The organism is Parabacteroides caeci (assembly GCF_023656795.1).
GTDB classification, from domain to species: Bacteria; Bacteroidota; Bacteroidia; order Bacteroidales; family Tannerellaceae; genus Parabacteroides; species Parabacteroides segnis.
Genome location: NZ_JAMOKT010000003.1, coordinates 153,059 through 166,113, shown reverse-complemented (window position 1 = coordinate 166,113; position 13,055 = coordinate 153,059). Strand labels below are relative to the sequence as shown.

At 42.6% G+C, this 13,055-nt stretch carries 6 protein-coding genes; all 6 read left to right on the top strand.

Going from position 1 to position 13,055, the window contains the following annotated elements:
- Window positions 1-193: 193 nt before the first annotated feature.
- Window positions 194-3,481: a SusC/RagA family TonB-linked outer membrane protein gene (locus tag NBH15_RS02690; RefSeq protein ID WP_128135132.1), complete on the top strand. Its 3,288-nt coding sequence runs from the start codon at window positions 194-196 to the stop codon at window positions 3,479-3,481.
- Window positions 3,482-3,518: 37 nt separating this feature from the next.
- Window positions 3,519-5,150 (top strand): SusD/RagB family nutrient-binding outer membrane lipoprotein, encoded by a 1,632-nt coding sequence (locus NBH15_RS02685; protein WP_128135133.1) that lies wholly within the window; start codon window positions 3,519-3,521, stop codon window positions 5,148-5,150.
- Between the two features lie 128 nt (window positions 5,151-5,278).
- Window positions 5,279-7,678 (top strand): glycoside hydrolase family 3 N-terminal domain-containing protein, encoded by a 2,400-nt coding sequence (locus NBH15_RS02680; RefSeq protein ID WP_250821925.1) that lies wholly within the window; start codon window positions 5,279-5,281, stop codon window positions 7,676-7,678.
- Between the two features lie 143 nt (window positions 7,679-7,821).
- Window positions 7,822-8,403, top strand: coding sequence for an RNA polymerase sigma-70 factor (locus NBH15_RS02675; protein ID WP_284706447.1), 582 nt, complete (start codon window positions 7,822-7,824; stop codon window positions 8,401-8,403).
- Between the two features lie 108 nt (window positions 8,404-8,511).
- Window positions 8,512-9,477, top strand: a complete 966-nt coding sequence (locus tag NBH15_RS02670; protein ID WP_250821924.1) for a FecR family protein — start codon at window positions 8,512-8,514, stop codon at window positions 9,475-9,477.
- Window positions 9,478-9,644: 167 nt separating this feature from the next.
- Window positions 9,645-13,046, top strand: a complete 3,402-nt coding sequence (locus NBH15_RS02665) for a SusC/RagA family TonB-linked outer membrane protein (RefSeq protein WP_250821923.1) — start codon at window positions 9,645-9,647, stop codon at window positions 13,044-13,046.
- The last annotated feature ends 9 nt before the right edge of the window (window positions 13,047-13,055 follow it).

The following is a 13,055-nucleotide window of genomic DNA, read 5'->3' as shown; positions in this document are numbered from 1 at the left end:
TTTTAAAAGAAAGCGACCAAAATCACGTATATTAACTAAAAGCCCAATAGTAATATCCATCAAAAAAATAACAATATCCGCCACAAACCATATTTACCATTCTATCAACAAATAATGATACCCTTTCTTTCCAATGCCTTCTAATTTTGCGACATTAATAAATATTCTTGAATCTAAGTAAAAAATTTTATTCATGAAAAAAGTTTTAATACCAATTGGACTTATTTTACTTTCCGGAGCATTTTCTCCTGCAATGCAAGCATTTGCAGCCGACAATAAGCCGGAAATTTCAGTAAACATCAGTCAACAGAAAAAACAGGTAACAGGTACCGTTGTTGACGAACTTGGCCCCGTAGCCGGTGCTGCCGTATCTATAAAAGGAAGCAGTGAAGGCACAATCACAGACATGGATGGTAAATTTACATTGAATGTAAATGAAGGTAGCATATTATCTATCTCTTTTATCGGTTATGTCACACAAGAAATCAAATACACAGGGCAAACTTCTCTGAACATAAAATTAGTAGAAGATACCCAGAAACTGGATGAAGTAGTGGTAACCGCCATGGGTATCAAAAAAGAAAAACGCGCTTTAAGTTATGCTATGAGCGAACTTAAATCAGAAGATATCCAGTTAGTACCGGTTCAAAACATCGCAAATTCTTTATATGGTAAGGCAGCCGGCGTACAGATTCAACAAACAGCTGCTGGTCCTACAGGTGGCACCAAAATCCAAATCCGTGGTATCAACTCCGTAGAAGGAAATAGCCGTCCGCTAATCGTTGTCGATGGTATTCCTATTAACGACACAGACTCTAACTGGGCAGGTCGCGAACGTAGTCAAACGCAAGAAGGTTCTGCACTTAATGACATTAACCCAGATGACATCGAATCGATGTCTATCTTAAAAGGTGCTAACGCTGCTGCTTTGTACGGTTCACGCGCGACCAATGGTGTAATCGTTATTACAACCAAACGTGGCGATGGCGCAAAAAAAGGATTGGGTATCCAAGTTAGCACTTCGTATACATACGACCAACGTGCTTACATGCCAGAATTCCAGAATGTGTTCGGAGGTGGTAGTACACCTTATTTCACAACCAACGAGAATGGAGAACCTATTTATACAGGTAGCACATACCGTAGTTTCGGTCCCCGTATGGACGGCACGGAAGTGATTTGGTGGGATGGCGTAAAACGCCCATTCTCTCCGCAACCGGATAACTACCGTGATATTTTCAAAGATGGTTACACCAATAACAACAGCATATCTATCACCAACGGAACCGATAAGAATAACATACGTTTATCTTATACAAACATGAATTATGCCGGTTATTTGGAAAACTTCAAACAGAACAAACACAACTTCAGTCTTTCCGGCAATTTTAAAGTTCATGAACGTTTAACTTTCGATGCATCTGTCTCTTTCAATATTTCAGATACAAAGAATCCTCCTACACGTATCGACCGTGTATCAAATTATCCGATGCCTCGTAACGAAATAGCTCAATTATGGAAAGATAATTACAAAAATTCCGAAGGCTATTACCTAACAGATGAAATCAGCGGTATCAGTTCCGGAAACCGTGACAATATCATCAACTATCTATTGTGGCAACAAAACGAAAACGAATACACGACAAAACGTGAACGTTTAATTGCTTCTTTATCTGCTAATTTGAAAATTTTCGACTTCTTAAACTTCCGCTTGCGTGGAGGTACAGACCGTTATTCGGACAAAAAAGAAGACAAGGAAATGTTTAAACAGTATTCCGATCCAGCGGATATGAACAATTTACAAGGTAGTTACCGCAAAGTAGACAATCACTACCAAAAGAATTATATCGAAGGTTTGTTGATGTTCAACAAAACATTCGCTGAAGACTACGATGTGACAGCCAACTTGGGTATATCCGGCGAAGACATATCAGAAACAGGGCTGACCTGGAGTTCACATGGTTTGAAATACAACGGTATGTTTTCAACCAATAACAATAAGAGAGACCCGAAAGCAGCTGGCAGAGACAGTGGATATAACAGGGGTGAGTTTTTAGGAGCCGTATTTGCTTCTGCGCAATTGGCATATAAACGCTTTTTGTATTTAGATTTAACTGCCCGTAATGACTGGTCATCTCGATTGACAGCTGGCAACCGTAGTTTCTTCTACCCTTCCGCTGGTTTGAGTTTTGTGTTTACTGAGGCTTTGGATCTGCCAGATTGGTGGAATTATGGAAAGGTAAGAGGTTCATACGCCGTTGTAGGTAATACAACTCCTTCTCTCTATTTTACAAATACAGCATATACGTATGGTTCATTCAACAATACTGCTATTACCAACCAGTTTGATGCAACTGTACCTCCGACAAATATTGTTCCGGAAAAGACATACTCTTGGGAATTTGGTTTGGAAAGCCGCATGTTCAACAGCCGCTTAGGTTTTGATTTCGCTTATTATACCAATAAAACCAAAAACCAAATCATCTCTGTTCCTATTACACCTTCAACAGGTGCAACAGCTATGCGTATGAATGCCGGTGAGATCGGGAACTATGGGGTCGAACTCCAAGTCACAGGTGTACCAGTGGAAACAAAAGATTTCTCATGGGAAAGTGTGTTGAACTTCTCATACACTCATAATGAGTTAATTTCATTGGCGGATGGACTGGAAGACCGTCTCCTCAGTAATCCTTGGAGTGCTGCAAACTTTAAAGCTGTCCCAGGATATGCAACCCCGAGTGTATATATCCGTAAATGGATACGTGATGATAACGGTAATATGGTTGTAGACAAAAATGGTAATTATCAGCAAGAAGGAGAATTTACTTATGCCGGAAGCGCGGCACCGAAGTTCATCGCCGGTTTCACCAACACATTCCGCTACAAGAATTTCTCCCTGAGCGCACATATTGACGGATCATTCGGTGGTAAGTTGCTTTCTCTCACAAACAACTTCCTGAAATCAAGCGGTGCCGGAAAAGAATCATTGTTCGGCCGTGATGAAGAATATGGTGGTTTGGCCTACTACATCGACAAAGACACCCAGCAAAAAATCGCATTGGACAGCCACAATGCTTCAGCTCCGGCAAATGCGTTGAACGGCCGTGTCCATCACGATGGTATTATTGCTCCAGGTGTAAAAGAAGATGGTAGCAAAAATGACATCATCGTAGCAGCTGCCGATTATTACAATTCACGCTATAACCGTAACGGTTCTGAAGATAACTTGTATGATAATACATATATCAAATTGCGTGAATTAAAACTTTCTTACCAACTTCCTAATCAATGGATTTCTAAAATTGGTTTGCAAAACTTAAATTTATCACTCATTGGTAACAACTTGTTTTTCATCTACAAGAGCGTTCCAAATGTGAACCCGGAAGCTACATTAGGAACAGGAGGTACAAACCCATATGTGGAATATACAACTTATCCGTCAGCTCGTAGTTTCGGTTTTTCGATTAAAACTAGCTTTTAATCTCTTAAAGTTTAAATAATACTAATAAAATAAATTTATGAAACAGACAATATATAGCCTATTGTTAGGTTCCATGATAGCTTTCTCATCCTGTTCCGACAAATTGGATGAAAAGCATGATAACCCAGATGCGTTTACATCTGCTCACATTGAATACCTGTTTGCCAGGGGAGCACAACGCACGTTGGAAATTGATTATGCGGATACATACAATCTTAATTTCCGTCGTATAGGATCGTATTTGCAAACGACTGCACGTCAAGAAGGTGAAAACCGCAACAACCTATATCAAAATATACAAGACGATTTAGGACGGTGGGAAAATTATTACGTGACACGTATGAGTACACTGACGGAAATTGATAAAATCTATGCGACCCTACCGGCAGATGAACAAAACAGTTATCGGATTTATTTAGAAGCAGGCAAAATATTGAAAGCTTTTAATACAGCCATAGCTACTGACTTTTTTGGGAATATGCCTTATACGGAAGCATTCACTGCTCGTAATGTAATCTATGGTGGAGACGTCATCTACCGCCCGAAATACGATACGCAAAAAGATATTTACTATACAATTCTTGACGATTTGAAAGAAGCTGCTTCTTATTTTAAAACAGCAACAACGAATGAGACATTCAACCGGCAAGATATCGTTTACAATGGAAATTGCAATGGTTGGTATAAGTTTGCCAATTCTTTGCGCTTGCGTTATGCCATGCGCATATCCAATGTGGATCCGGAAAAGGCAAGAAGTGTGTTGTCCGAACTTTCTTTCGACCAGCTGATTACCAGCAATAGTGATAATGCTGACATTACTGTTTCCGGTCAAGATGTTGCTCCCGATGCTTTGTGGCGCGCCATGAGAGAAAGTCATTCTACCGGACAAGGTTTTTATATGTATGCCCCGGAAAAAATGGTCAATATGTTCAAAGAGGTTAACGACCCGCGTTTATATGTTTTGTATCAACCGGGAACAGATGACAATGGTGATGTATATGAAGGCCAGACGGAAATCATTGGTTACCCTGCTTCTGCAGACGAGGCTATTGACTTGATCAATGAATATAACGGCAAACCGGCAAGTGATCCTACAAAAATTCCTTTGCGCCAAATCTACGGATGTTTGAATACTGTTACATTCCGTGAAAACTACCAATTCCCGTCTGGTATCGGTATGACAGCCGCTGAGACTTATTTATGCTTGGCAGAAGCCGCTCAAAGAGGCTTGTTCAATGGCAACGCCGAAGAGTTCTACAATAAAGGTATCATGCTTTCCGTTCAGAATTATTATAGTTATTACAAAAATAGTGATGCAGAAGATAAAAACGAAACCATTGCCAATACAGATGTTTCCGATGCAACATTAAGTAATTGGATCGTTTCTTCTTCGCTCAAATATAATCCTTCCAAAGGCTTGGAACAAATTGCTACTCAGAAATGGATGCATTTGAACTTTGTACAGATCTATGAAAACTGGGCTGAATATCGTCGTACAGACCTGCCCATCTTAGACGATGACCGTCAAAGCGGTACACTATTGAACAAAGAAAATGCACCAGTACGTGTTTTATATCCAAGTATAGAAGCTTCTATGAACACGGAAAATTACAATGCACAATCTGAATACAACAAAATCAATGCTCACCTATGGTGGGATATAAAGTAATATCTATTTCAACAAATTGATGGTTTGACCGTATGGTTAATAATTGTTACATTTGTATCAATATTATAACCATACGGTTTTTTTATAAATATATCAAAGAATAAACAGAATAATATCCAAAGGAAAACATGAATGTGAAGTATCTATTACTAGCTGCCGCCTGTCTGGGTAGTGTGACTATACAAGCGAAAGACTCGATTTACAAAAAAGGGTGGATAGACCTCAACAAGAACGGTGTAAAAGACGTTTATGAAGATCCCGAAGCTCCTATCGAAGCGCGTGTACAAGACCTCCTGAACCAGATGACACTGGAAGAAAAAAGTTGCCAGATGGCCACCCTCTACGGCTTCGGGCGTGTCTTGAAAGATTCCCTGCCCACCGAAGGATGGAAGAATGAGATCTGGAAAGACGGTATCGCCAATATCGACGAACAACTGAACGGTGTGGGAAGCGCCCGCCGCCGCACACCCGACCTGATCTACCCGTTCAGCAACCATGCCGAAGCGATCAACAAAACGCAGCGTTGGTTCATCGAAGAAACACGCCTGGGCATCCCTGTGGACTTCTCCAACGAAGGTATCCACGGCTTGAACCATACCAAAGCAACTCCCCTGCCCGCTCCTATCAGTATCGGCAGCACCTGGAACCGCGACCTGGTTCATCAGGCGGGAGATATAGCCGGTAAGGAAGCAAAAGCGCTAGGATACAATAATGTGTACGCTCCCATCCTCGACGTAGCCCGCGATCCGCGCTGGGGACGTGTGCTGGAGACCTACGGGGAAGACCCTTATCTGGTAGGCGAACTGGGCACACAGATGGTAAAAGGTATCCAGCAGAACGGTGTAGCTTCCACGTTGAAACATTTTGCCGTTTACAGCATTCCGAAGGGTGGCCGCGATGCCGCCGTCCGTACCGACCCGCATGTGGCTCCCCGCGAACTGCATGAGATCCATCTCTATCCTTTCAAAAGAGTCGTCCAGAAAGCGCATCCGAAAGGTGTAATGAGCAGTTATAACGACTGGGACGGTGTGCCTGTAACAGCCAGCTATTATTTCCTGACACAGCTGTTGCGCCAGGAGTATGGTTTCAAAGGATACATAGTAAGTGACAGCGAAGCGGTCGAGTTCGTTCAGACCAAGCACCATGTAGCCGATTCTTATGAAGAAGCCGTACGCCAGGTAGTAGAAGCCGGCCTGAACGTCCGCACTAATTTCACGCACCCGAAAGACTATATCCTGCCGGTACGTAAACTGGTAAAGGAAGGCAAACTATCCATGAAATCGGTCGACCGCATGGTTGCCGACGTATTGCGCGTTAAATTCGAACTGGGATTGTTCGATTCACCGTATGTAAAAGACCCGAAAGCCGCCGATAAGATCGTCGGAGCCGACAAACATCGCGACTTCGTACTGGATATGCAGAAACAATCCCTCGTATTGCTGAAAAACGAAAACAACCTGCTCCCATTGGATAAGAACCAGACGAAAAAGGTGCTTATAACCGGTCCGTTAGCCAAGGAAACGAACTATATGATCAGCCGTTACGGCCCTCAGGGACTGGATAATATCACGGTTTACGACGGTATCAAAGACTATCTGGGCAATCAGACAGAAGTTGTTTACGCCAAAGGCTGCGAAGTGAAAGACGCCAACTGGCCCGACAGCGAAATCGTCCCCACTCCGCTGACCGACGAGGAAAAGAAAGGAATCGCCGAAGCTGCCACTGCCGCTGCCGATTGTGACGTTATCATTGCCGTGCTGGGAGAAGACGAATCCTGCACAGGCGAAAGTAAATCCCGCACAGGCCTCGACCTGCCGGGCCGTCAGCAACAACTGCTGGAAGCCTTGCACGCCACCGGCAAACCGGTCGTGCTCGTCCTGATCAACGGACAGCCGCTGACTATCAACTGGGCTGACCGTAACATTCCTTCTATCCTGGAAGCCTGGTTCCCCGGACAGTTAGGCGGAGAAGCGATCGCACAGACCTTATTCGGCGATTATAACCCGGGCGGACGTTTGTCTGTTACTTTCCCCCGTTCAATCGGACAGATCGAGTTCAACTTCCCGTTCAAGCCGGGTTCACAGGACGGGCAATACTTCGAAGGCCCTAACGGTTCAGGAAGAACCCGTGTAAACGGTGCTCTTTACCCGTTCGGCTACGGATTGAGCTATACCACCTTTGCTTATTCAAACCTTTCCGTAAAACAGGAAACACCCTATTCGCAAAGTCCTGTAACCGTTACCGTAGATGTCACCAACACAGGCAAACGTGCCGGTGACGAAGTCGTACAGTTATATATCCGCGACAAAGTAAGCAGCGTAATCGCTTACGAATCCGTGCTACGCGGCTTTGAACGTATCTCCCTGCAACCGGGCGAGACAAAGACCGTATCCTTCGTCCTCTTGCCGGAAGACCTGCAAATTCTCGACAGACATATGGAATGGACAGTCGAACCGGGCGAATTTGAAGTCCGCATCGGAGCCTCTTCCAACGATATCAAATTAAAAGAGACTTTTGTTGTAAAGTAAAAGACAGGTAATCATAGCCTATCCGCATATTTTATTCCCTCCTGCTTTCGGAACAATTCAAAGATTTCGTAAAGTAAGAGGGAATATTTATTTGAAAAAAGAAAGATTAATTATCTTTGCCACAGAGATAAAGGAGAAAAGGCTTGAAAAATCACGATATACAACAGACAAACTCTTTGGAAACACAAAAATGTTTCTCACAGATCTACTCTACATACTTTATCAAAATGACACGCTTCTCACAGGCTTATGTCATTGCTGAAGAAGATGCGGAGAATATCGTACAAGATATTTTCCTCTATCTATGGGAGCATCCGGAAGTTTTTAGAACGATTGATAACATGGATGCCTTCCTGTTTACCCTGGTCAAAAACAGATGTCTGAATTTCCTCAAACACAGCCTGTATATAAACGAAAAGAAAAGAACCCTGGAAACGGCTGAAGAGCAGGAAATGCAAATGAATTTATATTCACTCCAACAATTCGACGAATCATTCCTCACGATTTCAGAGGTTGAAAATCTGATCGACGAAGTGATCGGTAAATTACCGGAACGTTGCAGGGAAATATTTATCCTCAGCCGCATGGAGGGATTAAAATATAAAGAGATTGCCGAGCAATTGGATATATCCGTCAATACGGTTGAGAATCAGATGTCTATTGCCTTACGCAAATTAAAAGTCGAGTTAAAAGACTACCTGCCTCTCCTGCTTTTCATCGTATAAGAAGACAGTGATATTCCGTCTGTATCAAAAAAAACAACTTTTTTTCATTTTCCTTTGGTGGTAACTTCCGATACTTTTGTCTTTAATATAGAGACAAACAATTTTGCCATGAATGACAGATTAGATAAATATTTCTCCGGAGAGATGCCCGCTACTGAAAAGACTGCGTTTTTCCAACTGCTGGAAACAGATCCGGAGGCCAAAAAGGAATTTGCCCGCACCAAGAATGCACTCGCAATCTCCGAACTGATCGACCGGAAAGAAGATGAAGCAAAGACCATCAGAGGCATCCGCGAATTCGACAGGCGGCTGGGCAAACGCTCCGCCAGACAATTCCGGATCAATCTCCTGAAATATACAGCCATAGCATTGATCCTGATAACCGGCTCCTGGTTTGCCTCCCAGCAATACACCCGGCATCAGCAGAAGATGCTGTTCACCGAAATAAACGTTCCCAAAGGACAGCGTGTAAACATGACATTGGCCGACGGTACATCCGTCTGGTTAAGCCCGCGAAGCAAAATCAGAATACCTAATGAATTTCAGGGGAATAACCGCACAGTCGAGTTAGACGGGGAAGGATACTTCTCGGTGACAAAAGACCCCAAACGGCCATTCATCGTCAAGACGCAGCAGTTTAATGTAGAAGTATTGGGCACAGAATTCAATGTGTTTGCCTATACAGAGATACCGCGCTTTGAAACCAACCTGGTCGAAGGTTCCGTACTTGTATACAACAAAGACAACAGGAATGAAATGATCCGGCTGAAACCCAACGAGAAAGTATCGGTCATCAACGATGTCATGGTCAAATCGAGTTCCGATTTTGACAATAAAGATTACCTGGAAAGCGGTATTTTCAGTTTCAGAGCAAAGCCTTTTGTAGAAATACTGGACTGTCTGTCACTCTGGTATAATGTCAGATTCAAAGTGACCGGAACAATTGCTCTTACCCAGAAAATATCCGGTAAATTCCGGCAAAGCGAAGAAATAGAGAAAATACTGGGTGCTTTACAGAATGTTTACCATTTCAATTTTAAGAGAATATCTGAAAATGAATTTGAAATCTATTGATCAACATATGTCTAACCGATAAAAACGAATGCCCATGAAGTAAAAAAACAACTATCATGATAGGGCCAAAAAGGGTAAGTGCTGGAATCACTTACCCTACAGAGCCAATACTATCAAATCCATTTCGAGACAGATAACAGTATCAACTTTAAACTATCAGCAAAGTTATGAAAAAAAACTTGTTGCAACTATGCTATGTATTTAAACATGATGAATTAACACACATTATTCATATTATGAGATTATCCGTGTTTTTTGTATTCGTACTATTTTTCCAGCTACATGCGGTCAATACGCATTCGCAGGAAGCACGAATCACCATCACCAGAAATAATCTTTCATTCGGTGAACTGATTACCGAAATAGAAAGACAGACCGATTATTTGTTCCTGTACGGCGATAAGGATATCAACCTGTCCCAGCCTGTCCAGGTCGATGCGAAAAACAAAACAGTGAAAGAGGTTTTGGACAATGTCCTGGCAAACAAAGGACTTACCTACAAAGTACTGGATAACTACATATCCATACATTCAACGAAAAACAAACGTTCCATCTCCTACTCCGAGCCGCCGGCCGGCACTCCTCAGGTTCCCGTTATCAAAGTCACAGGGACCGTGGTAGACCAGTCGAACACTCCCATTATCGGAGCCAACGTGCTTCTGAAAGGAAGTACCTCAACCGGGACAGTGACCGATATCGACGGTCATTTCTCGATCGAAGTTCCGGCAAATGCCCATCTTGTATTCTCTTATATCGGCTATCAAAACAAGGATATCGCCGTCAATAATCAAAAGACATTGTTAATCTCCTTACTGGAAGATTCTAAAAACCTGGAAGAAGTCGTCGTCACCGCCCTAGGTATCAAACGCTCGGAAAAAGCGCTGGGATATGCGGTACAGAAAGTTGGGGGAGATAAAGTCACAGCGGTTAAATCAGTAGATGTCGGCACAGCATTGACAGGTAAAATAGCAGGCTTGAATGTACAGAACAGTACGGAATTTAACGAAGCACCCAGCCTCCTATTACGCGGAGAAACGCCCTTATTGGTTGTAGACGGCGTACCTTACGGCAATATCTCCCTGCGCGACATCGCCTCCGACGATATTGAATCCGTAGATGTTCTGAAAGGCGCAACAGCGTCAGCCCTGTATGGAGCAAGAGGGGGAACAGGTGCCATCATGGTTACAACCAAAAGAGGTACAGAGGACGGCCTGAATGTAAGCATAAACAGTAGTACGATGTTCGAATCAGGCTTTCTACGATTACCCGAAGTACAAACATCATATAGTACCGGGATGAACGGGAAATATAACTCGGAAGACTTTGTATGGGGTGACAAAATGGACATAGGCCGTACAGCAACGCAATATGACCCATACACACACGAATGGCGGGAAATGCCTTTAGTATCCAAAGGTAAAAACAACTTCAAGAACTTCCTTGAATTCAGTTTTGTTACGAACAATAATATCAGCGTCACACAAAAAGGAAAATACGGAAGTTTCCGTACTTCTCTAACCCATATCTATAATAAAGGACAGTACCCGAACACTAAATTGAACAAGATCAATTATACGGTTGCCGGAGATATGAAATACAAGAACTTCACATTTGAAGGCGGACTTACTTACAATAAACGTTTCTATCCGAATAACACCGGAACCGGATACGGGACCGGAGGATATATATACAGTATGCTGGTCTGGACCGGAACGGACCTGGACATCCGGGACTATAAAAATTATTGGAAAAAAGAGAACGAAGAACAGAACTGGCCCAATAAAGTATGGTATGATAATCCCTATTTCATCGCTAATGAGATTGTCCATTCCAGCGATTATGATGTTGTCAATGGTTTCCTTACTGCCAGCTATGAATTCACCCCGTGGTTGAAAGCCTCATTAAGATCAGGTGTCGACACCTATAGCGAACGTGAGAAATGGAGAAACTCCATCGGAGCTTACGGCGGATGGAATAAAAAAGGATATTATGAAGAAAGACGAAAAGGCGGTTATAGCATCAACAATGACTTTATGGTAACAGCCGACCATAAATTCGGTGATTTTTCCGTTGATGCCTTTATCGGCGGTACCATTTATTTCTATCAGGACGACTGGCTCTCCGGTAAAACGAAGAACGGTCTCTCAATTCCCGGATATTATTCATTATACGCATCTGTCGATCCGGCACAGATAGAAAGTTCGATAAAGAAAAAGCAGGTAAACAGTATCTATGGAAAAGCATCCGTAGCATGGAAAAGTACGTTCTTCCTGGATATTACCGGAAGAAATGACTGGTCGTCGACACTCCCGTCGGAAACACGCTCTTATTTTTATCCTTCGGTATCGGCAAGTATTGTTGCTTCCGAATTAATCCCGATGCCGGAATGGATTGATTTCTGGAAAATCAGAGGTTCCTGGACACAGACCAAAAAGGATCTGGATGTCTATGATACCAACAAAAGTTATACCATCAAAACAAATATGTGGGACGGAATGAACGGAGCTACTTATCCGACAAAGATGAGAAGTGCCCTCATTAAACCGAGTTCAACCCGTTCATACGAAATAGGAACTGCTTTCCACTTCCTGAAAAACAGATTTCAACTAGACATCACTTATTACAATAAACTATATTACAACCTGACCCGTGACGCTTCTATCAGTGACGCTTCCGGTTTCGAATATACATTGATTAATATTGACGAAGAGCAACTCAGGAAAGGCGTTGAAATTACCATAGGCGGAAACCTGTTAAAGAAAAAGGACTGGGAATGGGATGCAACTTTCAACTGGTCACTCGACCGTTATTATTACTCCAAAGTAGACCCGATCTATTCTACACAGAAAGAATGGGTAAAAGCAGGCGAACGTTGGGACTGGTTGGGTTATTATGACTGGGAACGCGATCCGCAAGGAAATATAATACACGAAGGTGGTTATCCTATCCAAAGTAAATTCCAAAGCGTTGCCGGAAACGAGTATCCAGATTGGGTGTTTGGTTTCAACAATACACTCAGATACAAAAACTTTACATTAGGTTTTACGCTTGACGGCCGTATCGGAGGTGTCGCCCACTCTGTAATGGATCAGGCGCTTTGGATGACGGGAGCACATATAGACAGTGACAGTCCATGGAGATACGATGAAGTTGTAAACGGGAAAAAAAATTATGTAGGACAAGGAGTAATGGTTGTATCAGGAAGCGTAGACAGAGACTCTAACGGTAATATTATCAGAGACAACAGAGTCTTTGCTCCTAACGATAAAGCAGTATCTTATGAAGGTTATATGAAATTATATAACGGAGCCGGAAACGTTTGGGATGCCAAGCATCAGCATATATTAGATCAGACATTTATCAAACTGAGAGAACTGTCACTGACCTATGCAGTACCCAGTCCTTTCTGTAAGAAAATCGGTTTACAGGGAGCATCTATTGCCTTTATCGGGCAGAACCTATTTATCTGGACAAAAGAATTCAGATTCTCCGATCCTGATAAATCCTCTGAAAACTTAAATTCCCCCTCTCTACGTATGCTTGGATGTAATTTAAAAATCAATTTTTAATCAACAAAT

Coding starts and splice junctions, on each gene's coding strand:
- NBH15_RS02690 (WP_128135132.1), top strand. CDS start 194: ATGAAAAAAGTTTTAATACCAATTGGACTTATTTTACTTTCCGGAGCA.
- NBH15_RS02685 (WP_128135133.1), top strand. CDS start 3,519: ATGAAACAGACAATATATAGCCTATTGTTAGGTTCCATGATAGCTTTC.
- NBH15_RS02680 (WP_250821925.1), top strand. CDS start 5,279: ATGAATGTGAAGTATCTATTACTAGCTGCCGCCTGTCTGGGTAGTGTG.
- NBH15_RS02670 (WP_250821924.1), top strand. CDS start 8,512: ATGAATGACAGATTAGATAAATATTTCTCCGGAGAGATGCCCGCTACT.
- NBH15_RS02665 (WP_250821923.1), top strand. CDS start 9,645: ATGAAAAAAAACTTGTTGCAACTATGCTATGTATTTAAACATGATGAA.